General features: G+C 67.8%; 26 protein-coding genes. 18 read left to right on the top strand and 8 right to left on the bottom strand.

Features of this window, described 5'->3' with window-relative positions:
- The first annotated feature begins 92 nt into the window (after positions 1-92).
- The gene (locus AC5Y3P_RS17650) at positions 93-1,517 is read left to right on the top strand and encodes a short-chain fatty acyl-CoA regulator family protein (protein ID WP_500047241.1); all 1,425 of its coding nucleotides are present in this window, start codon (positions 93-95) and stop codon (positions 1,515-1,517) included.
- On the opposite strand, the gene AC5Y3P_RS17645 is transcribed toward AC5Y3P_RS17650, so the two are convergent.
- From AC5Y3P_RS17645 to AC5Y3P_RS17635, 3 genes are read right to left on the bottom strand one after another with little or no spacing between them, the layout of a single operon-like run.
- Positions 1,493-2,419, bottom strand: a complete 927-nt coding sequence (locus tag AC5Y3P_RS17645) for an HpcH/HpaI aldolase/citrate lyase family protein (protein ID WP_500047213.1) — start codon at positions 2,417-2,419, stop codon at positions 1,493-1,495. The two genes, AC5Y3P_RS17650 and AC5Y3P_RS17645, sit on opposite strands and share 25 nt — an antisense overlap.
- 20 nt (positions 2,420-2,439) lie before the next feature.
- Entirely contained in the window at positions 2,440-3,624 is a 1,185-nt protein-coding gene (locus tag AC5Y3P_RS17640) for a CaiB/BaiF CoA transferase family protein (RefSeq protein ID WP_500047240.1), read from the bottom strand.
- Between the two features lie 21 nt (positions 3,625-3,645).
- Positions 3,646-5,016: an LLM class flavin-dependent oxidoreductase gene (locus AC5Y3P_RS17635; RefSeq protein ID WP_500047212.1), complete on the bottom strand. Its 1,371-nt coding sequence runs from the start codon at positions 5,014-5,016 to the stop codon at positions 3,646-3,648.
- A gap of 70 nt (positions 5,017-5,086) precedes the next feature.
- Between AC5Y3P_RS17635 and AC5Y3P_RS17630 the strand changes: the two genes are divergently transcribed.
- Positions 5,087-5,740, top strand: a complete 654-nt coding sequence (locus AC5Y3P_RS17630) for a GntR family transcriptional regulator (protein ID WP_500047211.1) — start codon at positions 5,087-5,089, stop codon at positions 5,738-5,740.
- A gap of 48 nt (positions 5,741-5,788) precedes the next feature.
- On the opposite strand, the gene AC5Y3P_RS17625 is transcribed toward AC5Y3P_RS17630, so the two are convergent.
- A complete protein-coding gene (locus AC5Y3P_RS17625) occupies positions 5,789-6,763 on the bottom strand; it encodes a ferritin-like domain-containing protein (protein WP_500047210.1) in 975 nt (324 codons plus the stop codon).
- Between the two features lie 196 nt (positions 6,764-6,959).
- Here AC5Y3P_RS17625 and AC5Y3P_RS17620 point away from each other — a divergent pair, with 196 nt between their 5' ends.
- The 12 genes from AC5Y3P_RS17620 (at position 6,960) to AC5Y3P_RS17565 (ending at position 16,739) form a co-directional block, all read left to right on the top strand.
- Positions 6,960-7,214 (top strand): metallothionein, encoded by a 255-nt coding sequence (locus tag AC5Y3P_RS17620; protein ID WP_500047209.1) that lies wholly within the window; start codon positions 6,960-6,962, stop codon positions 7,212-7,214.
- 72 nt (positions 7,215-7,286) lie between these two features.
- Positions 7,287-7,871 carry a TetR/AcrR family transcriptional regulator gene (locus AC5Y3P_RS17615; protein WP_500047208.1) on the top strand — a complete coding sequence of 195 codons (585 nt, stop codon included), beginning with the start codon at positions 7,287-7,289 and terminating at the stop codon, positions 7,869-7,871.
- A complete protein-coding gene (locus AC5Y3P_RS17610; protein WP_500047207.1) occupies positions 7,871-8,653 on the top strand; it encodes an SDR family oxidoreductase in 783 nt (260 codons plus the stop codon). The genes AC5Y3P_RS17615 and AC5Y3P_RS17610 overlap by 1 nt, the downstream gene beginning before the upstream one ends.
- Positions 8,654-8,868: 215 nt before the next feature.
- Positions 8,869-9,936 carry a YeiH family protein gene (locus tag AC5Y3P_RS17605; protein WP_500047239.1) on the top strand — a complete coding sequence of 356 codons (1,068 nt, stop codon included), beginning with the start codon at positions 8,869-8,871 and terminating at the stop codon, positions 9,934-9,936.
- Positions 9,937-9,961: 25 nt separating this feature from the next.
- Positions 9,962-10,945, top strand: coding sequence for an ABC transporter substrate-binding protein (locus AC5Y3P_RS17600; protein ID WP_500047206.1), 984 nt, complete (start codon positions 9,962-9,964; stop codon positions 10,943-10,945).
- 43 nt (positions 10,946-10,988) lie between these two features.
- Entirely contained in the window at positions 10,989-11,681 is a 693-nt protein-coding gene (locus tag AC5Y3P_RS17595) for a queuosine precursor transporter (protein ID WP_500047205.1), read from the top strand.
- Positions 11,682-11,770: 89 nt separating this feature from the next.
- Positions 11,771-12,421 carry a 5-oxoprolinase subunit B family protein gene (locus tag AC5Y3P_RS17590; protein WP_500047204.1) on the top strand — a complete coding sequence of 217 codons (651 nt, stop codon included), beginning with the start codon at positions 11,771-11,773 and terminating at the stop codon, positions 12,419-12,421.
- Positions 12,422-12,446: 25 nt separating this feature from the next.
- Positions 12,447-13,316, top strand: a complete 870-nt coding sequence (locus tag AC5Y3P_RS17585) for a 5-oxoprolinase/urea amidolyase family protein (RefSeq protein ID WP_500047203.1) — start codon at positions 12,447-12,449, stop codon at positions 13,314-13,316.
- A 90-nt stretch (positions 13,317-13,406) separates the two neighbouring features.
- A complete protein-coding gene (locus tag AC5Y3P_RS17580; protein WP_500047238.1) occupies positions 13,407-13,940 on the top strand; it encodes a GNAT family N-acetyltransferase in 534 nt (177 codons plus the stop codon).
- A 20-nt stretch (positions 13,941-13,960) separates the two neighbouring features.
- Positions 13,961-14,755, top strand: a complete 795-nt coding sequence (locus tag AC5Y3P_RS17575; RefSeq protein WP_500047202.1) for a class I SAM-dependent methyltransferase — start codon at positions 13,961-13,963, stop codon at positions 14,753-14,755.
- Between the two features lie 143 nt (positions 14,756-14,898).
- Complete coding sequence (locus tag AC5Y3P_RS17570) at positions 14,899-16,038, top strand: uroporphyrinogen-III synthase (protein ID WP_500047201.1); 1,140 nt, start codon at positions 14,899-14,901, stop codon at positions 16,036-16,038.
- The gene (locus AC5Y3P_RS17565) at positions 16,035-16,739 is read left to right on the top strand and encodes a sirohydrochlorin chelatase (protein ID WP_500047200.1); all 705 of its coding nucleotides are present in this window, start codon (positions 16,035-16,037) and stop codon (positions 16,737-16,739) included. The genes AC5Y3P_RS17570 and AC5Y3P_RS17565 overlap by 4 nt, the downstream gene beginning before the upstream one ends.
- 3 nt (positions 16,740-16,742) lie before the next feature.
- Here AC5Y3P_RS17565 and AC5Y3P_RS17560 read toward each other — a convergent pair whose 3' ends face one another.
- Genes AC5Y3P_RS17560 through nirB form a run of 3 tightly spaced genes read right to left on the bottom strand, consistent with a single transcriptional unit; the run spans position 16,743 to position 20,035 of the window.
- Positions 16,743-17,057: a hypothetical protein gene (locus tag AC5Y3P_RS17560; protein ID WP_500047199.1), complete on the bottom strand. Its 315-nt coding sequence runs from the start codon at positions 17,055-17,057 to the stop codon at positions 16,743-16,745.
- Between the two features lie 57 nt (positions 17,058-17,114).
- Entirely contained in the window at positions 17,115-17,468 is a 354-nt protein-coding gene (nirD, locus tag AC5Y3P_RS17555) for a nitrite reductase small subunit NirD (protein ID WP_500047198.1), read from the bottom strand.
- The gene (nirB, locus tag AC5Y3P_RS17550) at positions 17,465-20,035 is read right to left on the bottom strand and encodes a nitrite reductase large subunit NirB (RefSeq protein ID WP_500047197.1); all 2,571 of its coding nucleotides are present in this window, start codon (positions 20,033-20,035) and stop codon (positions 17,465-17,467) included. The genes nirD and nirB overlap by 4 nt, the downstream gene beginning before the upstream one ends.
- Before the next feature lie 204 nt (positions 20,036-20,239).
- Here nirB and AC5Y3P_RS17545 point away from each other — a divergent pair, with 204 nt between their 5' ends.
- Positions 20,240-20,704 (top strand): Hsp20/alpha crystallin family protein, encoded by a 465-nt coding sequence (locus tag AC5Y3P_RS17545; RefSeq protein ID WP_500047196.1) that lies wholly within the window; start codon positions 20,240-20,242, stop codon positions 20,702-20,704.
- A gap of 58 nt (positions 20,705-20,762) precedes the next feature.
- On the opposite strand, the gene AC5Y3P_RS17540 is transcribed toward AC5Y3P_RS17545, so the two are convergent.
- On the bottom strand, positions 20,763-21,521 hold the full coding sequence (locus AC5Y3P_RS17540; protein ID WP_500047195.1) for an isocitrate lyase/PEP mutase family protein: 759 nt from the start codon (positions 21,519-21,521) through the stop codon (positions 20,763-20,765).
- 149 nt (positions 21,522-21,670) lie between these two features.
- Here AC5Y3P_RS17540 and AC5Y3P_RS17535 point away from each other — a divergent pair, with 149 nt between their 5' ends.
- From AC5Y3P_RS17535 to AC5Y3P_RS17525, 3 genes are all read left to right on the top strand, one after another.
- Positions 21,671-21,970, top strand: a complete 300-nt coding sequence (locus AC5Y3P_RS17535) for an Rv0250c family protein (protein WP_500047194.1) — start codon at positions 21,671-21,673, stop codon at positions 21,968-21,970.
- 85 nt (positions 21,971-22,055) lie between these two features.
- A complete protein-coding gene (gene sdhC / locus AC5Y3P_RS17530) occupies positions 22,056-22,883 on the top strand; it encodes a succinate dehydrogenase subunit SdhC (protein WP_500047193.1) in 828 nt (275 codons plus the stop codon).
- 31 nt (positions 22,884-22,914) lie between these two features.
- Positions 22,915-24,828, top strand: a complete 1,914-nt coding sequence (locus AC5Y3P_RS17525) for a fumarate reductase/succinate dehydrogenase flavoprotein subunit (protein ID WP_500047192.1) — start codon at positions 22,915-22,917, stop codon at positions 24,826-24,828.
- Position 24,829: the final 1 nt, after the last annotated feature.

Here is a 24,829-nt window from a genome sequence, read left to right as displayed (position 1 = left end):
TGCGGTAGCCAGGCAAAAGGCCCAGTAGAAGCGTATTCCTGTGTCCTTGGTCCGCCGATTTTGCGAAGTTTGTGTAAGCCGCCGGAGCTATCCTGGTCGACGTGTCGAGGACCTTCATCGGAGCGCGGCTACGTCGCCTGCGCGAAGAGCACGGCCTCACCCAGGTGGCGATGGCCCGCGCACTGAACCTGTCGACCAGCTACGTCAACCAGTTGGAGAACGACCAGCGCCCGGTCACCGTGCCGGTGCTGTTGACCCTCACCGAGCGGTTCAACCTGCCGGCGCACTTCTTCACACCGGACTCCGATGCCCGCTTGGTCGCGGAGCTCCGGCAGACCCTGAGCGAAGCCCAGGTCAGCCCCGCCCAGATCGAGGAACTCGCGGCCCGGATGCCCGAGGTCGGCCACGCCGTGATCGGCCTGCACCGCCGGCTGACGGCGGCGACCGCCGAGTTGGAGGCACTGGCCGGCCGGGCCAGCCTGGACGTTCCCGGTGATCTGGCGCCGCCCAAGCCGTTCGAAGAGGTCCGTGACTTCTTCTACGACCGGCAGAACTACCTCGATGACCTGGACCGCGCCGCCGAGCAGATGTTCGCCACCCACCGACTCCGGGTCGGCGGCCTGGACCGGCAGTTGTCCCAGTTGCTGTCCGACGAACTGGGCATCACCGTGTCGCTCGACGACGTGGAAACCCTTGGCTCGCACGCCAAACGGCGCTACCACCCGGACACCAGGCGGTTGCAGGTGGCCCGCTGGCTCGACCCCGGTCAGCGCGCCTTCCAGATGGCCACCCAGCTGGCGCTGCTCACCCAGGCCGACTTGTTCACCGCGACCATCGCCGCCGACGAACACCTCAGCGCCGAAGCCCGGGAAGTGGCCCGGATCGGTTTGGCCAACTACTTCGCCGGCGCGCTGTTGCTGCCCTACCGCCAATTCCTGCAGTCCGCCGAGAATCTGCGCTACGACATCGACCAGCTGGCACGACGCTTCGAGGTCGGATTCGAGACCATCTGCCACCGGCTCTCGACGTTGCAGCGCACCGACTCGCGCGGGGTCCCGTTCATCTTCGTGCGCGCCGATGCGGCCGGCAACATCTCAAAGCGGCAGTCCGCCACCGCGTTCCACTTCTCCCGGGTCGGTGGCAGCTGCCCGCTGTGGGTGGTGCACCGCGCGTTCAACCGGCCCGGCGAGTTCATCACCCAGGTGGCCCAGATGCCCGACGGCCGGTCCTACTTCTGGATCGCCCGCACCACCGACTCATCACCGAGTCACTTTCTCGGGCAACGCAAGTCGTTTGCGATCGGACTGGGTTGCGAGCTCACCCACGCGGCCAAGCTGATCTATTCGGCCGGCATCGATCTCAGCAACGAGGAGGTTCGGGTGCCGATCGGCGCCGGCTGCAAGGTCTGCGACCGGTCGTCCTGCGCGCAACGCGCGTTCCCGTACATCGGACGACGGGTACGCGTGGACCCGCATGCCAGCAGCGACCTGCCCTATCCGTCGGCGGAAACCAACTGAGAGTCGATCAGCGCCGCACGGGCCAAGACTTCCTCGGCCTTCTTCACGTGCGCGGCATCGACCAGCACCCCATCGACTCCGGTGGCGCCCCGGCCTGCGGCCTCGGCGGCCCGGTAGGCCTCGATGTTGCGGTGCGCCAACGCGATCTCGTCGGCGGTCGGGGCGAAGACCTGGTTGGCTATCGGAACCTGGTTGGGGTGAATCGCCCACTTGCCGGTGTAGCCGTACAGCGAGGAGCGGCGGGCTTCGGCTTCGTAGCCGGCCAGGTCGGCGTAGTCCGGGTACGGCGAGTCGATGGCGTCGATGCCGGCGATCCGCGCCGCAACCATGATCTTGTTGCGCGCGTACGCCCAGAAGTCGCCCGGGTAGTCATTGATCGGCACGAAGTTGGTATCCACCCGCGCACCCTGAGACAGCGAGAAGTCACCGACACCGAAGATCACCGCGTCCAGCCGCGGACTGGCCCGCACGATCTCCTCGGCGTTGGCCAGCCCCTCTACCTCTTCGATCAGGACCTCCAGCCGGATCTGCTTGTCCAGTCCCAGCTTCTCCTCGAGCTGGGTCAGCAGCACGTCCACCCACCAGACATCCTTGGCGGTACGGGCTTTCGGGATCACGATGGTGTCGAGCTGCGCGCCGGCGTGCGTGACCACCTCGATGATGTCGTCATGGCACCACGGGGTGTCCAGGCCGTTGATCCGGATTGCCCGCGCTGTGGCACCCCATTCCAGTTCGGTCAGCGCGCGGATCGCCTTGGCCCGGGACTCGATCTTCAAGGCCACCGGGGTGGCGTCTTCGAGATCGAGGAACACCAGGTCGGCCCCACAGCTGACGCCCTTGACGAACATGTGGTCATTGCAGGCCGGCAGGGCCAGTTCGGAGCGACGAAGCAGATCGGTCATCGTGTGTGTATTCCTTCGGATCAGAGCACGCCGTCGGCGTGCAGGTCGTCGATGTCAGATGGCGTCAGGCCGAGCAGTTCGCCGTAAACCTCGGCATTGTGCTGGCCCAACCGCGGGCCCAGGTTCTCGACGCGCGGCGCGGCGTCGGAGAACTTCGGCACCGGAGCCTGCACCGTCATGGCGCCGAGTTCCTCGTCGGGCACCGAGACGAACACCTCCCGGTGTTTGAGTTGGTCGTCCTCGACCAGGCCGCGTACGTCGTACACCGGCGCAGCCGCTACTTCGTGCGCGTCGAACACTGCCATGGCATCGGAAAGTGTCTGCCCGGCCACCCATTCGGCCACCACGGCGTCGACCTCGGCGGCCCGGGCCAGTCGGCGTTGCGGATCGGAGAAGTCGGCGTCGGATACCAGGTCATCGCGGCCGATCGCTTTGAAGACCCGCAGTGCCAGGGCCGGCGAGCTGCCCGACATGGCCAGCCAGCGACCGTCGGAGGTGCGGTAGGTGTTCCGCGGCGCCGAGATGTCCCATCGGTTGCCGGCTCGCTGGCCGACGATCCCGAGTTGGTCGTAGCCGAGCAGGCTCTGCTCCAGCAGCCGGGCCAGCGGGTCGATCAAGTTCACGTCGATGAGTTGGCCGGGCGCGCCGTGCACGTCCCGGTGATAGAGCGCCATCATCACCGCGTAGGCCGCGTTCAGCGAAGCCACCCCGTCGGCAAGCATGAACGGCGGCAAGGTCGGTGGACCGTCGGCCGCACCGGTCAGATGCGCAAAGCCGCTCATCGCCTCACCGAGGGTGCCGAAGCCAGGGCGTTCGCTCTTGGGTCCGGTCAGCCCGAATCCGGTGATGTGCAACATGACGATGCGTTCGTTGACCGCGCGCAGCGCGTCGTAGTCCAGGCCCCATTTCCGCAAGGTCTGCGGCCGGGTGTTGACGATCACGACGTCGGCGTGCTCGACCAGCCGGCGCACCAGGTCCTGCCCGGTTTCCGAGCGCAGATTGAGGGTGACCGATTTCTTGTTGCGGGACAGTGATTTCCACATCAGGCCGACGCCGTCGCGCTGATGGCCCCAGGTCCGGATCGGATCGCCGTGCACGGGTTGTTCGACCTTGATCACCTCGGCACCGAACTCACCGAGGTAGGTCGCCACCAGCGGCGCGGCCGCCAGCGTGGCCAGATCGAGCACCCGGACGCCGTCGAGCATGGCAGTACTGGGCACACTCATCTAGACCGCCACTTCCGAACGGCCGTGGGCAGATTCGGGCCGCGGCAGACCGAGGTGTTCGCGCAGCGTCGAACCCTGATACTCGGTGCGGGACAACCCGCGACGCTGCAACTCCGGCACCACCATCCGCACGAAGTCCTCGAAGGATCCCGGCATGTGCGTGGCGGCCAACACGAAGCCGTCACACGCACCGTCTTCGAACCAGGCGGCCATCTGGTCTGCCACCTGGGCGCCGGTACCGACGAACCGGGGGCCCTGCAGCAGCGTGGCCCGATGCGCAGCCAGGTCGCGCACTCGCACCGTACCGCCGATGTGCTCGCGCAGGCCCTGCACCAGACCGCGGATCCCGGACGCCGCGGCGACCAGTTCGTCGGTGATCGGATCATCGAGGTCATGCTGGGCGAAGTCGTAGTTCATCAACTCCGACAACAACGTCAGCGACGCCATCGGGTGCACCAGGTCGTCGAGGAACATCGCCTCGCGCTCCTTGGCGTGCGCCTCGGATTCCCCGACCACGGCGTAGGCCATCGGGCAGATCCGGACCGTCTGCGGATCGCGCCCGGACTCGGCGATGCGCTGCTTCTGATCGGCGTAGTGCGCCCGCGCCACGTCGAAGCCCGGGTCGCCGGTGAAGATCAAATCGGCCCAGCGCGAAGCGAAGTCGCGGCCCCGGCCCGAGGAGCCGGCCTGCAGGATCACCGGCCGGCCCTGCGGGGTGCGGGGCACGGTCAACGGCCCACGGGCCGAGAAGTACTGACCGACGTGGCCCAGCTCATGCACCTTGCCCGGATCGGCGTACTGCCCCGAGGCCCGGTCGGCGACGATCGCCTCGTCTTCCCAGGAGTCCCACAGCCCCGCGACCACCTCGAGGAACTCGTCGGCGCGGTCGTAGCGCTCGTCGTGACCGAGGTGGCTCTGCACCCCGAAGTTCTGCGCTTCGCTGTCGTTGACCGAGGTCACCACGTTCCACGCGGCCCGGCCAGCCGACAGATGGTCGAGGGTGGCGAAGGTGCGCGCGACGTGGAACGGCGCGTAGTAGGTGGTGGAGTAGGTGGCGCCCAGACCGATGTGGGAGGTGGCTTCGGCCAGCACACCGAGCACCACCGACAGGTCGAGCTTGACCGGACGGGCGCCGTAGCGCACCGCCTCGGCAACCGAGCCGCCGTAGATGCCGGGCATCGCCAGCCGGTCGTCGAAGAACATCAGGTCGAACCGGCCCTCTTCGAGCTGCCGGCCCACCTTGGCGTAATAGGACGCATCGAGGTAACCGTGCTCGGTGGCGGGATGTCGCCACGATCCGGAGTACACCGAAGCATTGCCGGCCTGCATGAACGCGACCAAGGACATCTTGTCACTGCGCTTGTCACCCATATTTGGAATCTAACATCTGATATTTCAGATATCAAATGCTTCATCTGAGCTGCGCGGTAAAGTACGGGACATGGTGATGGACATCTCCGGGACGGTGCGTGAGCGCGCGGCCCGTGAGCTCAGGGACCGCATCCTGACCGGCGCGATGGCGGCCGGCTCGCGCATCGACCTGGATTCGATCACCGAGGAGTTCGCCACCAGTCGCACCCCGGTGCGCGAAGCGTTGCTGGAACTGTCCTTCGAGGGTCTGGTCAAGATCGCGCCGCGCAGCGGAATCACGGTGATCGGCGTCGACGTCGACGACGTGATGGATTCGTTCACCATCCTGGGTGTGCTGACCGGTCAGGCCGCGGCCTGGGCCGCCGACCGGATCACCGAATCCGAACTCACCGACCTGCGCGCACTGGCCGCCGACGTGGCGTCACGCTCCGGCGACGACAGCATCGGTGAAGCCAATTGGCGCTTCCACCAAGAGATCCACCGTGCCGCGCACTCGCCGCGGCTGCTCACCCAGATCCGCCAAGCGGCCCGCGTCGTACCGACGAACTTCCTGACGCTGTTCCCCGAGCACGAGAACCATTCCCTCGACGAGCATGAGGAACTCCTGGACGCACTCGGCGCCAAGGACGCCGAGCGGGCCCGGGTGATCGCCGAACGCCACGTCCTCGAGGCGGGCCGGTCATTGGCCGGCTGGCTCGAGCAGCGGACCGTCGCGCCGGACTGACGAAACTGCCAGCCGGTCCGGCCACCCGAGCCAGCCAGGCCAGGGCGGTCAGCTCAGACCGACGACCTCCTGGGCCAGCTCGGCCAGCCGCACCTGGGCGGCCGACACCACGCGCTGACGATTCTTGTGCGCCTCCTCGTAGGCGATGATCACCCGGATGTCGGCCGCGTCGTTGAGCCCCTTAGCCGCGTTGGCCGCCTCGGAGACGTTGAGCTCGTCGTAGTCGGCGATCGGCAGCTCGGCCGGATCCAGCGCACCGGTCGCACCACGAGCCGCATGGATGGCATCGGCGACCTCCTCGGCACCCTGCTCCCGGGTGATCCGCTCGGCGGCTTCCAGCGCCGAGTTGCCGGCCCCGGACAACGCCTTGCCGGCGATCTCACCGGTGCGGGCGCCCCGCTCAGCCAGGTTCTGCAACGCCGGGCGGGTCGAGCGGATGGCCTCGGCGGCATGCTCAAGCCCGCGGGCCGACCAGGTCAGTGGCAGGTTCGCCAGCCGGACCGCCAATCCCACCGCAGCCTGCACCGGAGTACGTCGCAACGCGGCCGGACCACCCAGGGCGTCCTCGGCGAGCACCGTGGTCAACCAGTCCACAGTGGCCGAGTGCGCGGTGATCAGACGGGTGGCCAGCTCCTCGACGTCGCGGTTCTTGGCCGCCACGGCCAACGCCTTGACATAGCGCGCGCGGTCCAGCAGCTGCCCCTCCAGCGCCAAGTCGCCGAGCAGTGCCTCATTGAACGGCTCGGCCTGCTCGGTCAGTGCCTTGACCGCGGCGGCTGCCCGGCCGAGGAACGGTCCCACCACGTCCGGAAAGCCGCCGAGGTCCCGAATGGCCCGCTCAATGGTTTCCGCCCGCAGCCGGCCGTGCTCGGCGTTGCGCTCCAGCTCACGTCGGACCGCCTCGGTGCGCGCCTGCGCGACCCGGGTCTCGGCGATCTGGATCTCGGTGTGCGTGAGATCCAGGATGGCCCGCAGCTGGGCGATCAAGGTGCTGGTTTCGATGGTGGTCGTGGCCATATGCATTGATCCTTCGGTGTCGATGTACCGGATTTCAGGCGGCGCCCCCGTCGCCGTCCTGTCCTTTCGGTTACCCACTCGGGCCGCGGAGTGCACGAATCAATCAGGTTGTGACGAAGTCGACTATCCGGTGCCGGCCGACGCCGAGGTTTGCCGCCATCGATCTCGGGAACCCGACCAGGCATCGACAAGGAGGGTTTCCATGACGATATGCGCCACCTGCGGAAATGACTACGACAAGGCCTTCACCGTGACCTGGCCGGACGGCCGTTCGGCCTCGTTCGACAGCGTGGAATGCGCCACCGAGCAGCTGGCGCCGAACTGTGCGCACTGCGGTTGCCGGATCCTCGGGCACGGGATCGAGACCGACGCCGGCATGTTTTGTTGTGCGCATTGTGCGCGCAAGGAGACCAACGCCGACGTCAACGACCGCGATCCGGTGCCGGCTGGGGCCTGACCCACCGCGCCGGTCCGGTACGGCCCGGGATACCCCGGGAGTTGGCTGCTCGCGTACGCCACAATGCATGGCATGACCGCCGACGACTCCCCGGGATTGCGGGAGCGCAAGAAGCGCAGGACCCGCGACGCAGTCCGTCGGGCCGCCTTCCGACTCTTCGATGAGCAGGGCTACGCCGAGACCACCGTCGAGCAGATCGCCGAAGCCGCCGAGGTCTCACCGCGCACCTTCTTCCGCTACTTCCCGTCCAAGGAATCGCTGCTGGTTTCCGATGAACTGATCGAGCCGATCATCGAAGAGTTCGTGGCGGCGCCGGGTCACCTGAACCCGGTGGCCGCCTACCGTTACGCCGTCGAACGGACCTTCACCGCCGCCGAGGAATGGGAGTTCTCGGTGGCTCGGCAGCGGATGCTCTATGCACTGCCGGAAGCCAAGGGCGCGCTCTACAACGAGTACATCCGCACCATGCGGTTGTTGACCGCCGCGATCGCCCGGCGCCAGCAACGCCCCCCGGACGACGAGGGGTTGAAGGTGGCCGCCGGTGCGATCACCGGTGTTCTGATGGCGGCCGCCGACGACACCCCGATGTCGCGCGAAGCCATCCTGCGCGCCCTGGACATCCTCGACGCCGGCTGGCCCAATCAGGAGGAACTCTAGTGACCAAAGCCGTGTTCATCACCGGCGCCGCGGCCGGGATCGGCCGCGCCACCGCCACGGCGTTCGCCGCCAAGGGCTTTCTCGTCGGGGCCTACGACATCGATGCCGACGGACTGGCCAGCTTGGCCGACGAACTCGGCGACCGGGTCCGCACCGGTCACCTCGACGTCACCGATGCCACCGAAATGGCCACTCGCGTCGACGAATTCGTCGAGGCCGCGGGCGGGCGACTGGACGTGATGATCAACAACGCCGGCATCCTGGTGGCCGGCGAGTTCGCCGACGTCGCGGTGCCGACCCACCACCGGGAAATCGACATCAACTGCAAGGGTGTGGTCAACAGTCTGCACGCTGCCTACCCGCACCTGCGCAACACCGCCGGATCGGTGGTGGTCAACCTGGCCTCGGCGTCGGCCATCTACGGTCAGGCCGAACTCGCGGTGTACAGCGCCACCAAGTTCTTCGTGCGCGGCCTGACCGAGGCGTTGGACATCGAATGGAGCCGCGCCGGCATCCGGGTGATCGCGATGTGGCCGCTGTACGTGCAGACGGCGATGACCGACGGCGTCGACATCGGCACCACCCAGAGCCTGGGCGTCAAGTTGACCGCCGAGGACATCGCCCGCGACATCGTCGCGGCCGTCGAACCTTCAGCGCTGCAACGCACCCTGCGCCAGGTGCACTTCCCGGTCGGCACCGAGGCCAAGCTGTTCACCCTCGGTTCCCGGTTCTCACCGGCCTGGCTGACCCGGCTGCTCAACAAGCGCCTGGCCAAACACTGAACCGTTCGATTCGCGCTGAAGCCAACCCTTCTCGCTGAGCTTCGGCGACCGTAGGTTGCCGTCGTGAACGAAGACTGGCTGGCCGTCATCGTCGGCTTGACGCTATTGGCCCTGGTTCTGGTCGGTGCAATCCCGGGCAGCGTGATCCCGTGACCGAACAGGAAACCCGGCCGGCTCAGCCGGCGAGCCCCGAAACCGAACCGCAGCGGACGTCGCTGGCCGGTTTCGCCGGCGGCGTGCTCGCCGTGCTGGTGCTGGGTGCACTGACCCGCTACCTGGAAACCCAGGTGCCGCAGTGGTCGAAGGGCACCCCACTGCAGGGCATCGGAAAATCCATCGAATTCCCGATCTACGCAATAGCTTTGGGCCTGCTGGGCAACCTGATCTTGACCAAACTGGCGATCCGGGACGCGCTGGCAGCCGGTTTCCGCACCGAGTTCTTCATCAAGACCGGTCTGGTGCTGTTGGGCGCGTCGATCAATCTGAAGCTCCTGGCCACCGCGGCCGGCCCGGCGATCCTGCAGGCGTTGCTGCTGATCTCGGCGGTGTTCGGCTTCAGCTGGTGGATCGGCGGAAAACTGGGCCTGGACGACAAACTGCGCGCGCTGTTGGCCTCGGCGGTGTCGATCTGCGGGGTCAGCGCCGCGATCGCCGCAGCCGGGGCCGTGCAGGCCAAACGTGAACAACTGGCCTACGCAGCCTCGTTGGTGATCGTGTTCGCGCTGCCGTCGATCTTCCTGCTGCCCTGGCTGGCGCACGTGTTCGGCCTGTCCGAGGTGGTGGCCGGCGCCTGGATCGGCGGCAACATCGACACCACCACCGCGGTGGCCGCCTCCGGTGCGATCGCCGGCGAGCAGGCGCTGCAGATCGCCACCATCGTCAAGACCACGCAGAACGCGCTGATCGGGTTCGTGGCGATCGCGCTGACCGCCTACTTCGCCTTGAAGGTGGAGCGCGGCAGTCAGGCTGCCCGGCCCACGGTGGGGCAGTTCTGGCAGCGGTTCCCCAAGTTCGTGCTGGGCTTCATTGCGGCCTCGGTGATCGGCACGCTGTACCTGCAGTTCGCCGGCGCGGCCGACAAGGCCGACATCGCCACGGTCAACGACCTGCGCACCTGGTTCCTGATCTTCGCGTTCGTGGCGATCGGTTTGGAGTTCTCCGCCAAGGGCCTGCGCGAAGCCGGCTGGCGTCCGATCGTGGTGTTCGCCTCGGCCACCGTGGTCAACCTGGTCGTCGCGCTCGGCCTGGCGCTGCTGCTGTTCGGCAATTTCACGGTGACCTGACCGCGCCGGTCGTACGCTCACCGTGATGCAGTCACGGTGGAGCAGAAGGGCATTCCTGGGCGCAGCCGGCGCTGCGGCACTCACCCTGGCCGCCTGTTCACGATCGGGTGACGACGCGGACGGTAAGGCCGTCACCGTCGCGCACGTCTTCGGCGAGACCACCATCGAAGCGCCACCGACAAAGGTGGTGAGCGCCGGCTTCACCGAACAGGACAGCCTGCTGGCGTTGGGTGTGATCCCGATCGCGACCACCGAATGGTGGGGAGCCGAACCGTTCGCGGTGTGGCCATGGGCCCGGGCCGCGCTCGGCAGCGCCCAACCCGCGGTGCTGAACCTCGCCGACGGCATCCAGGTCGACCAGATCGAGGCGCTGGAACCGGATCTGATCCTGGCGCTGAACGCCGGCTGCGACGCCGAGAGCTATCAGCAGCTGTCGGCCATCGCGCCCACCGTGGCCCAGCCCGGCTACGCACCGTTCTTCGGGCCCTGGCGCGATCAAGCGGCCAGCATCGGCGCGGCCTGCTTTGCCTCCGCAGCCATGACCGACTTGGTCACCGCCGTCGACGACAGCCTCGACGCGGTTGCCGCCGAACACCCGGAGTTCACGGACAAGAGCGCAGTGTTGTTGCAGGGCAACGTCTTCGACAACACCGTGATCGCCACCGCGGCCGGTCACGGCACCGAGTTCCTGACCCGGATGGGGTTCACCATCCCGGACGGCCTCGGCGAGTTCGGCGACGAACGCGGCGGCCAGCTGCACCTGCCGCTGGACCAGATCGGTGCGGCACTGCGCGACGTCGACGTACTGATCTGGACCACCGACACCGACGACGCCGCCGCCCGGTTGCTCGCCGAACCGCAGATCGCGGCGCTGCCGGCCAGCGCGGCCCAGCGCAACGTCTTCACCGGCAAGGAGTTGGCCGGCGCGATCGGCTTCAGCTCGGTGCTGTCCTATCCGGTGGTGGCCGATCAGCTGCCGCCGCTGCTGACGGGCGCGCTCGGGGCCTGACCGTCGGCGCGGTGGCGCGCCCGCGATCTGCTTGGATGGCCGGGTGAGCAGCCCCTACCTCGACGGACCCGGCGAGCACCGCGGCTTCGCCGAAGTCGGGTCCCGCTATTACCCGACGCTGGTCGCGATGTTCACGGCGCTGGTGATCATCTCGAACGTGACCGCCACCAAGGGCGTGGCGTTCGGCGAGATCATCACCGACGGCGGCTTCATCGTCTTCCCGCTGACCTACGTGATCGGCGACGTGCTCTCCGAGGTGTACGGGTTCCGGCCCGCGTTCCGTGCGATCGCGCTCGGCTTCGGAATGAACGTGCTGGCTGCGGTCGCGTTCTGGGTGACCGTGGCGCTGCCGCCGGCCGACTTCTATGAAAACCAGGTGCACCTGGAGAACGTGGTGTCGGCCTACACCCAGCTGATTGTGGCCGGGCTGGCCGGCTTCCTGGTCGGGCAGACGCTGAACGCGCTGAGTTTGGTGCTGATCAAGCAGCGCACCAAGGAAAAGCACCTGTGGGCCCGGCTGATCGGATCGACTTTCGTGGGCCAGCTCGGCGATTCGCTGGTGTTCTGCGCCATCGCGGCCGGCGCGATCGGGATCCACAGCCTGCGCGACTTCGTCGTGTACGCGGCGCTGGGCTGGTTCTACAAGACCATCGTCGAAGTGGCACTGTTGCCGGTCACCTACCGGGTGATCGACGCGATCAAACGCCGGGAACCCAGCTATCAGCCGATGGGCTGAGGACGCCGTCTCTGAGCCTTCGGTAAGGCCGCTCTGGCGTGCCTGTAAGGGTTCTGCCGGCCCACCCTACTCAGCGGTAACGTCGGGTCATGAGCATCGCGTTGGACAGGAAAGTCACTGGCATGGTGCGCGACTACGGCGACTGTGCCCTACTGATCGAGTGCGCCGACACCGCCGAGGTGTTGGCCTGGACGAGTGCCCTGCACCAGGCCGAACTACCCGGTGTGTTCGACGTGGTTCCGGCCGCGCGCACCGTCCTGCTGAAACTGGCGGCACCGCGCTACCAGCAGCCCACCCGTCAACGATTGGCCGCCCTGACCCCGGAGGCCGGCACTGTCCCGGCGCGTCCGGTCCCGGGCCACGCCGACGTCGTGCTCGACGTGGTCTACGACGGGCCCGATCTGATCGAGGTCGCCGACCTGACCGGTTTGAGCACCGCGGGCGTGATCGCCGCCCACACCGGCACGCTGTGGCAGGTCGGGTTCGGCGGCTTCACGCCGGGCTTCGGCTACCTGGTGGGTGGTGACGAACGGCTGCATGTCCCGCGCCGCGCCGAGCCGCGCACCCAGGTGCCGGCCGGAGCGGTCGGCTTGGCCGGTGAGTTCAGCGGCATCTACCCGCGCCGCTCCCCCGGCGGTTGGCAACTGATCGGACACACCGACGCGGTGTTGTTCGACGTCGAGCGCGAACAACCGGCGTTGCTGACCCCGGGTTCCTGGGTGCAGTTCCGCGCGGTCTGAACCGGATAAGCGAAGAGGGAACACCATGGTCACACTCGAGATCCTGCGCACCGGGCCACTTGCCCTGGTCGAAGACCTCGGTCGCACCGGACAGGCCCACCTCGGCGTGAGTCGATCGGGTGCCGCCGACCGGCGCGCCCACACCCTGGCCAACCGGCTGGTGGCCAATCCCGATGACCGGGCCACCCTGGAAGTCACCCTGGGCGGGCTGTCGGCAAGGGTGCGCGGCGGCGACGCCGACATCGCCGTTACCGGCGCCGACACCGACCCGACGGTGAACGGAAAACCGTTCGGCACCAACAGCATCACCCGGGTACACGAAGGCGACGTGATCTCGCTGGGGTCACCGTGGGCCGGCATGCGCAGTTACGTCGCGGTGCGCGGCGGGTTCGACGTGGTTCCGGTGCTCGGCTCCCGCAGCTACGACGTGATGTCGGCGATCGGGCCGCGTCCGCTGCAAGCCGGCGATGTGCTGCCGGTCGGCGAACACTCCGAGGAGTATCCCGAACTCGATCAGGCCCCGGTGGCCAGCATCGAAGACCAGATGCTGGATCTGCGGGTGCTGCCGGGCCCGCGGGAGGACTGGTTCGCCGACCCCGACGCGCTGGTGCACACGGTCTGGATGGCCTCGGACCGTAGCGACCGGGTCGGCATGCGGCTGGTCGGAACCCCGATGCGCTACCGGTGGCCGGACCGACAGCTGATCTCCGAAGGAGCCACCCGGGGTGCCGTTCAGGTGCCGCCCAACGGCCAGCCGGTGATCCTCGGGCCGGATCATCCGGTGACCGGGGGCTATCCGGTCGCCGGCGTGATCATCGAAGCCGACGTGGACAAGGTGGCCCAGATCCGGCCCGGCCAAACCGTGCGATTGCGCTGGGCGCGGCCGCGCCGCTGACCCGCGCGCCGCCAGCCGAAAGCCTGGCCAGGACAGCGCTCTTCGGGTAGAAACGGCAGTGTGCAGCCCCTGGTTCACACGCCCACGCCGATGTGCACCGCTCGCCTGGTGCACAACGCCGACTTGGACCCCGAAACGCGTGACGACGCACGCCGGATGCTGTTCGGTGCCTTCGACGACGGGTTCACCGAGAGCGACTGGGAGCATGCGCAGGGCGGCATGCACGCCCTGGTCAGCCGGCACGGCACACTGATCGCGCACGCCGCCGTCGTGCAACGCCGACTGCTCTGCCAAGGCCGCGCCCTGCGCTGCGGTTACGTCGAGGCCGTCGCGGTGCGCGAAGACCATCGCGACACCGGGCTGGGCGCCGCGCTGATGGACGCCGTCGAGCAGGTGATCCGCGGCGCGTACCAAGTGGGCGCGGCCAGCGCCACCAAGACCGCGACCGGCTTCTATGCGGCCCGCGGCTGGCTGGGCTGGCAGGGACGCACCGGGGTGCTGGCCCCGACCGGCATCCAGTACACCCCCGAGGACGACGGCAGCGTGTTCGTGCTGCCGGTCACCGTCGAGGTGGACACCAGCGCCGATTTGATCTGCGATTGGCGCGACGGCGACGTCTGGTAATCGGGCGTAGGTTGGATCAAGTGACCGCCGGCTCCGACGACTTCCGGCCCGACCCGGAATCATTCGACAAGCTCTACCGCGGTGAACCCGCCACCCCGGGCGCTCCGGCGGCGGCCGCCATCCCGTGGGACATCGGTCAGGCCCAGCCGCGGCTACGTGAACTCGAAGCGTTGGGAGCGATCTCCGGTGAGGTGCTGGACATCGGCTGCGGTCTGGGCGACAACGCGATATTCCTGGCTCTGCGCGGTCATTCGGTCACCGCGCTGGACGGCTCCGAAGCCGCGATCGAACGCGCGCGCCAGCGCGCCGCTGACGCCGGCGCCAGCGTCAGCTTCGGAGTCGCCGACGCCACCGAGCTCACCGGCTACGACGGCCGGTTCGACACCGTGGTCGACAGCGCGTTGTTCCATTGCCTCGACGACGCCGGCCGGCGCAGCTATGCCGCACGGCTGCATCAGGCCACCCGGCCGGGAGCACGCTGGTTCCTGTACTGCTTTGCCGCCGGCCACGTCAACGGGGTCCGCGCGCCGCTGGCGGCGATCGACGAGGGTCAGATCCGCGACACCCTGGGCAGCGCCGGTTGGCGCATCGACTTCATCGGGCCCACCACTTACCTGGGCAACGCCGCCGGTTTCCGCGGACAGGTCAGCGAACTGCCTGCGGAGGCGCTGGCGGAGATGCCGGCCGAGCGGGTCGCCGAACTGCGTGAGATGACCGAACGGATGGCCACCATCATGCCGCTGCTCGATGACGATCTGGTCCATCTGCCGTTCACCGTGGTGCACGCCACACGCGCCGAGGAGGCCGTGAGCTGATGTTTACATCTCAGTCATGACCTGCAGCTTTAGGGCAACCTCGAGGCCCTACTGTGAGGTCCATGGTGTCGGCACGCAGCGAGGAGACGCCGCGGCAACCGATCGTTAACCGTTCCGAAACGGAACCTGCTTACACAGATTCCATGCAAGAACGCGACTGGGCGCCCCTGACCGGATTCCGGGTAGCGGTGACCGCCGCGCGCCGCTCCGAAGAGCTGTGCGGGCTGCTGCGCCGCCGCGGCGCGTCGGTGACTGCCGCCGCAGCCATCGAGATGGTCGCGCTGCCCGACGACGAAGAACTGCACGCGCAGACCACCGCCCTGATCCAGCGACCACCGGATGTGGTGGTCGCGACCACCGGCATCGGCTTCCGCGGCTGGATGGCCGCCGCCGACGGCTGGGGCCTGGCGCACGAACTGACCGAGGCGCTGGGTCGGGCCCGGGTGGTGTCCCGCGGTCCCAAGGCCACCGGCGCGCTGCGCGCCGCCGAGTTACCCGAGGAATGGTCGCCGGAATCCGAATCGTCGCGCGAGGTGCTGCAGTATCTGCTGGCGACCGGGATCGCGGGGCGCCGGATCGCCGTGCAGTTGCACGGCGCCACCGACGAGTGGGATCCGTTCCCCGAGTTCGTCGACGAGCTACGCGCGGCCGGCGCCGACGTGGTGCCGATCCGGGTGTACCGCTGGCGGCCCACCGCGCCGGGCGGCCCGTTCGACGCCCTGGTGCGTGGCATTGCCGAAGAACAGTTCGATGCGGTCAGTTTCACCTCGGCACCGGCGGTGGCCGCCACACTGTTGCGTGCCCGGGAGCTCGGCATCGCCGAGCAGGTGCTGGCCGCACTGCGCGGCAGCGTGCACGCGATGTGCGTGGGTCCGGTGACGGCACGGCCATTGGTACGGCTCGGGGTGCCGACCTCGGCGCCGGAGCGGATGCGGCTGGGGGCGCTGGCCCGGCACATCACGGACGAGTTGCCGCTGCTGCAGACCCGCACGCTGGTCGCCGCCGGGCACCACGTCGAGATCCGCGGCACCTGCGTGCTGGTGGACGGCGCGGTCAAGACGCTGTCGCCGGCGGCTATGGCCACGCTGCGGGCGTTGGCGGCGCGACCCGGGACGGTGGTCTCCCGACGCGATCTGCTGTCCGCGCTGCCCGGTTCGGGAAGCGATACGCACGCCGTGGAAACCGCGGTGCTGCGGCTGCGGACTGCGTTGGGCGACAAGAACATCGTCGCCACGGTGGTCAAGCGCGGATACCGGCTGGCCGTCGACGAGGGCGCAGCATGAGCCTGGTCTTGGTGGCGCACGGCACCCGTAAGCCCGGCGGTGTGTCGATGATCGGCGAACTCGCGCAGCGGGTTTCGCGGCTGCTCGACCAACAGGTGCGGGTGGCGTTCGTCGATGTCCTGGGACCCACCCCGAGCGAAGTGCTGGCCGGTCTGTCCGGCCGGCCGGCGGTCCTGGTGCCGGCGTTCCTGGCCAGCGGATACCACGTTCGTACCGACCTGCCCGCGCACGTCGCGGCGAGCGGCCATCCCGATGTGACGGTGGCCGCCGCGCTGGGCCCGAGCGCCCAGATCGTGCGGGTGCTCACCGACCGGCTGATCGAATCCGGTTGGTGCCCAGGGGATGCCGTGGTGCTGGCCGCCGCCGGTACCTCTGATCCGCTGGCCCAACGCGATCTGCGGGTCACGGCCACGCTGCTGTCGGCGGCGCTGGGCAGCCGGGTGGAGTTGGCCTTCGCGGCCACCGGCGAACCGCGGGTGGCCGATGCGGTGACGGCGCTGCGGCGCGCCGGGCACCGCCGTGTCGTGGTGGCCAGCTACCTGTTGGCCGACGGACTGTTCTACGACCGGTTGCGGGACTCCGGGGCCGACCTGGTCACCGCGCCGGTGGGATTGCATCCCGGCACCGTGCGACTGGTCACCTCGAGGTTCCTGCGGGCCCGCGCCGAAACCGCCGGGCCGGCTCTGGTGCCCGCCGCGTAACCGCTACACGCAACCGCTGACGCTGATCCGTCGGCCCACGTTTGCGCACACGTTGACGTCCGGGGCCGGCGCTGGGGGCGGCGGCGGTGCGGTGGTCTGTTCGAAATCCTGCGGCAGCGGCGCGCACTCCGACGGTGGCGTCACCCACGGAGAGATGGCGTCGGCGATGCTGCCGCAGGTATTGACCGAGACGTGCCGGCCACCGATGCCGGCGCAGACGTCGGCGTGCACACTCACCGGGATGGCCGTGGTGTCGATGACGGCGAACCCGGCGGCCAACAACACCGCCGCCAGACCGACGTGCGCGCGTCGACTCATGGCCTTGAGGATAACCGCAGCCCGGCCGCTGCACCCCGGAGTTCGAGCGCAACCGATTCAGCGCAAGCGACCGATCTCCACCCGGCCGCCCTCGGTCACCCGGACCGGGTAGGACGGCACGGTGACGTCGGGATCATCCAGGCAGACACCGTCGTCCAGACCGAAGGCCTGCTTCTTGATCGGTGTCTGCACCACCGGGCAGCCGGCCCGATCCCCGACGATGCCGCGGGACAGCACGGCGGCTCCGGAGAACGGGTCGACGTTGCCGACCGCACGCAACGAACCGTCCGACAACCGGAACAGCGCGGCCTGCGAGCCGTCGTCGAGCAGCACCGCCACACCGCGTCCGGGGATCAGGAAGTCATAGTCGCACGCACTGGTCCACACCTGAACGTCGTTGAGCACAGTCATGATTCGTCCTTTCGCAAGGTCGGCATTCCGATCGCGACCTTGCGGCCGGATCGTTCGGAGAATTGCACGGTGGGGTCGGCTTGGTCCGGAGCGTTGACGAAGGAGACGAACCGGGACAGCTTGTCCGGGTCCTCCAACACGCCTTTCCATTCGCAGGAGTAACCACTGACGTGGCGGGCCATCGCGGCTTCCAGGTCATCGGCCAGTCCCAGCGAGTCGTTGCAGATGACGTCACGCAGGTGGTCGAGGCCACCTTCGAGGCTTTCCAGCCACGGCGCGGTGCGCTGCAGCCGGTCTGCAGTACGGATGTAGAACATCAGGAACCGGTCGATGTAGCGCACCAGGGTTTCGGTGTCGAGGTCACTGGCCAGCAGCAGCGCGTGCTTGGGGGTCATGCCGCCGTTGCCGGCCACGTAGAGGTTCCAGCCGGTCTCGGTGGCGATCACGCCGACGTCCTTGCCGCGCGCCTCGGCGCACTCCCGCGCACAACCGGAGACCCCCATCTTGATCTTGTGCGGTGCCCGCAGTCCGCGGTAGCGCAGTTCGAGGTCGATCGCCAGCTGCACGGAATCCTGTTGCCCGTACCGGCACCAGTCACTGCCGACGCAACTCTTCACAGTGCGCAGCGACTTGCCGTAGGCCTGCCCGGATTCCATGCCGCCGTCGATCAACCGTCGCCAGATCTGCGGGAGCTGCTCGACCCGGGCGCCGAACATGTCGATGCGCTGGCCGCCGGTGATCTTGGTGTACAGGTCGAACTCCTTGGCCACCTCGCCGATCAGGATCAGTTGCTCGGGCGTGATGTCGCCGCCGGGCACCCGCGGCACCACCGAGTAGCTGCCGTTGCGCTGGATGTTGGCCAGGAAATGGTCGTTGGAGTCCTGCAGTGCGGCCTGTTCGCCGTCGAGGATGTGGTCGCTGGAGGTCGAGGCCAGGATCGAGGCCACGACCGGTTTGCAGATGTCGCAGCCGTTACCGGTGCCGAATCGTTCGACCAGTTCGCTGAAGGTCCGGATCCCGGTCGCGGTGATGATCTCGAAGAGCTCGACGCGGGACTGGCCGAAGTGCTCGCACAATGCCTTGGACTGTTCGACGCCTTCGGCCTCGAGCAATTGCTTCAGCAGCGGCACGCACGACCCGCAGGAAGTGCCGGCCAGGGTGCACTTCTTCAGCCCCGGCACATCGGTGCAGCCACCGCAGATCGCTTCCTTGAGGTCACCTTTGGTGACGTTGTTGCACGAGCAGATCTGCGCGATGTCGGGCAGCGCACCCACACCCAGGGCAGCGCCGCCGGCACCGTCCTCACTGGCCGGCGCGATCAACGCCAGCGGGTCGCCGGGCAGTTCGCTGGCCACCATCGGGCGCAGCACACCGTAGGACGAGGCATCGCCGACCAGGATGCCGCCGAGCAGCGTCTTGGCGTCGTCGGAGAGCACCAGTTTGGCGTAGGTCTGCTTGACCGGATCGTTGACGACGACTTCCAGACAGTTCGGCGTGACTCCCTTGGCGTCACCGAAACTGGCGACGTCCACGCCGATCAGCTTGAGCTTGGTGGACATGTCCGCCCCGGTGAACTCGGCCGCCCCGCCGAGCAGCCGGTCGGCCACCACCTCGGCGGTGGTGTAGCCCGGTGCCACCAGGCCGTAGCAGCGCCCCTCGATGGCCGCCACCTCGCCGATCGCGTAAATGTTGGGATCGCTTGTCACACAGGTGATGTCGGTGAGCACACCGCCGCGCTGGGCGGTTTCCAGGCCGGCCTGACGGGCCAGCTCGTCGCGCGGGCGCACACCCGCGGCGAAGATCACCACGCCGGCGTCGACGGAGCTGCCGTCGTTGAGCGTGACCCGCAGCGAGTCGTCGACTGCCGAGCGACGCAGCGGCTTGTTCTTCTGCGCCGGCGCGATGCTCTCGGTGCTCACCGCGGTGTGCACCTCGATGCCCAGGCCGCGCATCATCCGGTTCAGCAGCACGCCGCCGGCCTCGTCCAGCTGGGCGGCCATCAGGTGCGGTGACATTTCCAACACGTGCGCGGTCAAACCGAACTGGCGCAGTGCATTTGCCGCTTCCAGGCCGAGCAGACCGCCGCCGATCACCACGCCCACCGGCGACTTGGTGTCCAACGCCTTCTGCGCGCTGGCGCGGATCGCGTCCAGGTCGTCGAGGGTGCGATAGACGTGCACGCCGGGCAGGTCGCGGCCGGGCACCGGCGGCACGAAGGCGTAGGAACCGGTGGCCAGCACCAGCGCGTCGTAGTCGAAACGCTGCCCCGAGGCCGTGACGACGGCCTTACCGTCCCGGTCGATCTCGGTGACCCGGTCGCCGAGCAGCAACCGAACCCGGTCGTCGTCGGGATAGGTGTTGCCGGCCAACGCCAGCCGTCCGCGATCCCAGTGCTCGGTGTAGTTGGTCAGCCCGACCCGGTCATAGGCCGCGTCGGCTTCCTCACCCAACACCGTGACCGTCCACTGGCCGTCGGTGTCCCGGCTGCGCAACGCTTCCACGAAGCGGTGACCGACCATGCCGTGGCCAACCACCACGCAGTTCTTTGACATCTGGTTTCCGGACATGCGGCGAGGTTAGGAACGCGACGTTGCCGGATTGTCGTCTCAGTGTGAACCAGCCATCACAGTGTCCTCACAAGCCGCGGCGCATCGGGTGTGAGGGTTTCGCTGCCGGCGAACGCCAGATGGAACTTTAGCGTGGTCGACTCAAGTTTGTATTGGTGACGGTCCGGTGAGGTGCCGGCCGAACACAGTCAACGAGGAGTTTCGATGAGCGCAATCACACTGCGGACCCGACCCGCCTGGCCCGCCGATCGCTGGGTCCGGGAGTTCTTCGGCCCGGCCGCGGCCCAAGAGTGGTTCAAGCCGGTCGCGACCGGTTTCACCCCGGTCGCCGAGATCATCAAGGACGGCGACGACGCCGTCGTCCGGCTCGAACTGCCCGGCGTGGACGTAGCCAAGGACGTGCACGTCGACGTCGAGGACGGCAACCTGGTGGTGCACGGTGAACGTCGCGACGAATACACCGGCGAGGACACCGAGGACGGTGTGCGTCGCACACTCCGCGAAGTGCGCTACGGCGCATTCCGTCGGACGTTCGCGCTGCCCGAGCACATCGGCGGCGACGACGTCACCGCGTCCTATGACGCCGGAGTGCTGACCGTGCGGGTCGCTGGTGCGCACGCCACGCCGGCAGCCCCCGGCGCCACCCGCATCGCGATCGAAAGCAAGTAGTCACCGGCGACGAAGTCCGGCGCAGCACCGGGTGCGCCGGACTTCGCACGCCCGGGTGTCAGGTCCAGCGGGCCAGCATGTCTTCGGCCTGCTTACGCAGGGCGCCCTGCAGGAACGGCCCGAAACTGATCCGGCCCACACCGAGCGGGCCGAACGAGGCGGGATCATCCTGGTCCGGCAGCGCGATGGCGTTGACCGGCAGCGGCAGCTCAGCGGTCAACCGCGACAGGGTTTCTGGATCGTGCCGCCCCACCGGGTACAGACTGTCCGCGCCGGCCTCGGCACACAGCTTCAGCCGGGACACCGCACGCTCGACCCGGTCGGCGTCGTCGCCGTCCTTGCGCAGGAACAGATCCGTGCGGGCATTGACCACCACGTGGACGCCCGCCCGGTCGGCGGCTGCACGCAGCCGGCCGACCAACTCGGCGTGCTCATCGGGCGCGCGCAGCCGCTTGCCTTCCTTGTGCACGGTGTCCTCGATGTTCAGCCCGACCGCGCCGGATTTCAGCAGACCGGCGATCAGATCTTCGGCCGGCAGCCCGTAGCCCGATTCGATGTCGACCGACACCGGCAGGTCGGCCTTCGCGGTGATCTGGGCGACCCGCGCACACACGTCGTCGAACGACATGCCTTCGCCGTCGGCCTTCCCGAGTGAATCGGCCACCGGGTGGCTGCCGACGGTCAGCGCCTTGAACCCGGCGGCTCGGGCGATGTCGGCCGACCAGGCGTCCCACACCGTGGGCAGCACCACCGGATCGCCGGGACGGTGCAGCTCCAGCAGGGTCTGGGCCTTGGCGGCCAATTGGGTATCAGTCATCGAATTCCTCCTTCTGGCTACCGCATTACCGCATCGGGCGACGCGCCACGGCGAGGTCGAACGTGATGTGAGTCACTTCTCGATCGTGATGTGGCTAGCATCGGGTGTCGTAGTGTGATTCCCGACACCCTTCAGCCCAAGGAGGTCACTTGTCCAGCATGACCGAACTCACCGAACTGCACGATCTGGTCGGCGAGCTACGCCGCTGCGTCCTGGCGCTGCGGTCGAAGTACGGGGACAGCCCAGCCACCCGGCGCATCGTCTTGGATGCCGAGCGCATCCTGCACGACGTCGAGCTGCTGGACGACGATGCCAACGACCTCGATCTCTCGCGCTGCGCTCCGCAGCATTCCGGCGAGAAGATCCAGGTGCCAGACACCGAGTACGACACCGCGTTCTGGCGCGACGTCGACGACGAAGGCGTGGGCGGCCACCTCAAGAACCGGTGAGCCCGCGCTCATCGGCCACGCGTGCGCACTGGTCGCACGAATTCACCCAGACCACGGCCCGCGCCGAAGAAGGGAATGCAGTTAGATGAGCGCGCCCACCGCCAACCGGCCCGGTGACGGACCCGGTGTCTTCTCACCGACCCGCGCCGCGATTCCGCGCCGCACCTTACGCACCGACCCATGGTGGAAGTCACCGCTCATCATCAACCTCGGCTTCGCGGCCTTCGTCATCTACGCGACGGTGCGGGCGTTCCAGCAGAACCACTACTGGGTGGGAGAGTTCGGCTACCTGACACCGTTCTACTCGCCGTGCGTGAGCGTCGGCTGCATACCGGAGGCCAGCCACTTCGGCCAGTTCCTGCCCGATGTGTGGTGGCTGCCGTACGCGGCGGTCTCGCTGCCGTTCCTGCTGCTGTTCCGGCTCACCTGTTACTACTACCGCGGTGCCTACTACCGCACGGTCTGGCAATCGCCGACCGCCTGCGCGGTGGCCGAACCGCGTGCGCACTACACCGGCGAGACCCGACTGCCGTTGATCATCCAGAACACGCATCGCTACTTCTTCTACATCGCGGTGCTGATCTCGCTGGTCAACACCTACGACGCGATCATCGCCTTCCACAAGCCCGACGGCGGATTCGGCATCGGTTTGGGCAACCTGATCCTGGTCGGCAACGTGTTCATGCTGTGGGTCTACACGGTGTCCTGCCACTCCTGCCGGCACGTGACCGGTGGCCGACTCAAGCATTTCTCGAAACACCCTGTGCGGTACTGGCTCTGGACCCAGATCAGCAGGCTCAACGTCCGGCACAAGCAGTACGCATGGATCACCCTCGGCACCCTGATGGTTACCGACTTCTACATCATGCTGGTTGCCAGTGGCACCATCAACGACCTCAGATTCATTGGCTGACAAGCAATTACAGATAAGGCAAGAGGAATTCATGGCTGAGCTCGAACGGCACCAGTACGACGTGGTCGTGATCGGTGCCGGCGGTGCCGGACTGCGCGCGGTGATCGAGGCCCGGGAACACGGCCTACGAGTAGCCGTGGTGACCAAGTCGCTGTTCGGCAAGGCCCACACCGTGATGGCCGAAGGCGGCTGCGCCGCGGCCATGCGCAACGTCAACGACAAGGACTCCTGGCAGGTGCACTTCGGGGACACCATGCGCGGTGGGAAGTTCCTGAATAACTGGCGGATGGCCGAACTGCACGCCCAGGAGGCGCCGGACCGGGTCTGGGAACTCGAGAGCTACGGCGCCCTGTTCGACCGCACCAAGGACGGCCGGATCAACCAGCGCAACTTCGGTGGGCACACCTACCCGCGGTTGGCGCACATCGGTGACCGCACCGGCCTGGAGATCATCCGCACCCTGCAGCAGAAGATCGTCTCGCTGCAGCAGGAGGACAAGCGCGAACTCGGTGACTACGAGGCCCGGATCAAGGTCTTCCACGAGTGCTCGATCACCGAACTGATCCTGGACGGCGGCGCCGTCGCGGGGGCGTTCGGCTACTACCGCGAGACCGGCGATTTCGTGCTGTTCGAGGCGCCCGCGGTGGTGCTGGCCACCGGCGGCATCGGCAAGTCCTTCAAGGTGTCGTCGAACTCCTGGGAGTACACCGGTGACGGCCACGCGCTGGCGCTGCGCGCCGGTTCCGGTCTGATCAACATGGAGTTCATCCAGTTCCACCCCACCGGGATGGTCTGGCCGCTGTCGGTGAAGGGAATCCTGGTCACCGAGGGTGTGCGCGGCGACGGCGGCGTGCTGAAGAACTCCGACGGCAAGCGCTTCATGTTCGACTACATCCCCGCGGTCTTCGCCGGGCAGTACGCCGAGACCGAAGAAGAAGCCGACCAGTGGCTCAAGGACAACGACTCGGCGCGCCGCACACCGGACCTGCTGCCGCGCGACGAGGTGGCTCGTGCGATCAACTCGGAGGTCAAGGCCGGCCGGGGCACGCCGCACGGCGGGGTGTACCTGGACATCGCCTCGCGGATGACGCCCGAGGAGATCAAGCGCCGGCTGCCGTCGATGTACCACCAGTTCATGGAACTGGCCGAGGTGGACATCACCAAGGACGAAATGGAGGTCGGGCCCACCTGTCACTACGTGATGGGCGGTATCGAGGTCGACCCGGACAGCGGCGGCGCGGCCACCCCCGGGCTGTTCGCGGCCGGCGAATGCTCTGGCGGTATGCACGGGTCCAACCGCCTGGGCGGTAACTCGCTATCCGATCTGTTGGTGTTCGGCCGGCGCGCCGGCCTGGGTGCGGCCGATTACGTGCGGGCGCTGTCGAACCGGCCGTCGGTCTCGGCGACCGCGCTGGACTCGGCCACCAAGCTCGCGCTGTCGCCGTTCGATCCGAAGCCAACCCCGGAGAACCCCTATGAGCTGCACGCCGAGCTGCAGCAGACGATGAACGACCTGGTCGGCATCATCCGCACCGAAGGTGAGATCCAGCAGGCCCTGGGCAAACTGGAGGAACTCAAGAAGCGGTATGCCGACGTCGTGGTCGACGGGGGCCGGGTGTTCAACCCGGGCTGGCACCTGGCCATCGACATGCGCAACATGCTGCTGGTCAGCGAATGCGTGGCCAAGGCCGCCTTGGCTCGGACCGAGAGCCGTGGCGGGCACACCCGCGACGACTGCCCGGAGATGGACGCCAACTGGCGCAACACCCTGCTGGTCTGCCGTGCCGAGGACAACGGCGACGACAGTGTGGTGCCGGCGGTGTCGGTCACGCCCGAAACCCAGCAACCGATGCGACCAGATCTGTTGGCGACTTTCGAGCTGTCCGAGCTGAAGAAGTACTACACCGACGCCGAGCTCGCCGAGCACCCGGAATGGAGGAGCTGAG

It is taken from the genome of Mycobacterium sp. NGS45 (genome assembly GCF_059812645.1).
This window is presented reverse-complemented; position numbering and strand designations above follow the sequence as displayed.

What these genes read in the sequence shown, in the direction of transcription:
- AC5Y3P_RS17640 (WP_500047240.1), bottom strand. Translation starts at nt 3,624, where the DNA reads ATGCTCGACGGCGTCCGGGTGCTCGATCTGGCCACGCTGGCGGCCGCG.
- AC5Y3P_RS17585 (WP_500047203.1), top strand. Translation starts at nt 12,447, where the DNA reads ATGGTCACACTCGAGATCCTGCGCACCGGGCCACTTGCCCTGGTCGAA.
- AC5Y3P_RS17630 (WP_500047211.1), top strand. Translation starts at nt 5,087, where the DNA reads ATGGTGATGGACATCTCCGGGACGGTGCGTGAGCGCGCGGCCCGTGAG.
- AC5Y3P_RS17570 (WP_500047201.1), top strand. Translation starts at nt 14,899, where the DNA reads ATGCAAGAACGCGACTGGGCGCCCCTGACCGGATTCCGGGTAGCGGTG.
- AC5Y3P_RS17635 (WP_500047212.1), bottom strand. Translation starts at nt 5,016, where the DNA reads ATGGGTGACAAGCGCAGTGACAAGATGTCCTTGGTCGCGTTCATGCAG.
- AC5Y3P_RS17590 (WP_500047204.1), top strand. Translation starts at nt 11,771, where the DNA reads ATGAGCATCGCGTTGGACAGGAAAGTCACTGGCATGGTGCGCGACTAC.
- AC5Y3P_RS17565 (WP_500047200.1), top strand. Translation starts at nt 16,035, where the DNA reads ATGAGCCTGGTCTTGGTGGCGCACGGCACCCGTAAGCCCGGCGGTGTG.
- AC5Y3P_RS17625 (WP_500047210.1), bottom strand. Translation starts at nt 6,763, where the DNA reads ATGCATATGGCCACGACCACCATCGAAACCAGCACCTTGATCGCCCAG.
- nirB (WP_500047197.1), bottom strand. Translation starts at nt 20,035, where the DNA reads ATGTCCGGAAACCAGATGTCAAAGAACTGCGTGGTGGTTGGCCACGGC.
- AC5Y3P_RS17645 (WP_500047213.1), bottom strand. Translation starts at nt 2,419, where the DNA reads ATGACCGATCTGCTTCGTCGCTCCGAACTGGCCCTGCCGGCCTGCAAT.
- AC5Y3P_RS17525 (WP_500047192.1), top strand. Translation starts at nt 22,915, where the DNA reads ATGGCTGAGCTCGAACGGCACCAGTACGACGTGGTCGTGATCGGTGCC.
- AC5Y3P_RS17540 (WP_500047195.1), bottom strand. Translation starts at nt 21,521, where the DNA reads ATGACTGATACCCAATTGGCCGCCAAGGCCCAGACCCTGCTGGAGCTG.
- nirD (WP_500047198.1), bottom strand. Translation starts at nt 17,468, where the DNA reads ATGACTGTGCTCAACGACGTTCAGGTGTGGACCAGTGCGTGCGACTAT.
- AC5Y3P_RS17560 (WP_500047199.1), bottom strand. Translation starts at nt 17,057, where the DNA reads ATGAGTCGACGCGCGCACGTCGGTCTGGCGGCGGTGTTGTTGGCCGCC.
- AC5Y3P_RS17615 (WP_500047208.1), top strand. Translation starts at nt 7,287, where the DNA reads ATGACCGCCGACGACTCCCCGGGATTGCGGGAGCGCAAGAAGCGCAGG.
- AC5Y3P_RS17620 (WP_500047209.1), top strand. Translation starts at nt 6,960, where the DNA reads ATGACGATATGCGCCACCTGCGGAAATGACTACGACAAGGCCTTCACC.
- sdhC (WP_500047193.1), top strand. Translation starts at nt 22,056, where the DNA reads ATGAGCGCGCCCACCGCCAACCGGCCCGGTGACGGACCCGGTGTCTTC.
- AC5Y3P_RS17580 (WP_500047238.1), top strand. Translation starts at nt 13,407, where the DNA reads ATGTGCACCGCTCGCCTGGTGCACAACGCCGACTTGGACCCCGAAACG.
- AC5Y3P_RS17545 (WP_500047196.1), top strand. Translation starts at nt 20,240, where the DNA reads ATGAGCGCAATCACACTGCGGACCCGACCCGCCTGGCCCGCCGATCGC.
- AC5Y3P_RS17600 (WP_500047206.1), top strand. Translation starts at nt 9,962, where the DNA reads ATGCAGTCACGGTGGAGCAGAAGGGCATTCCTGGGCGCAGCCGGCGCT.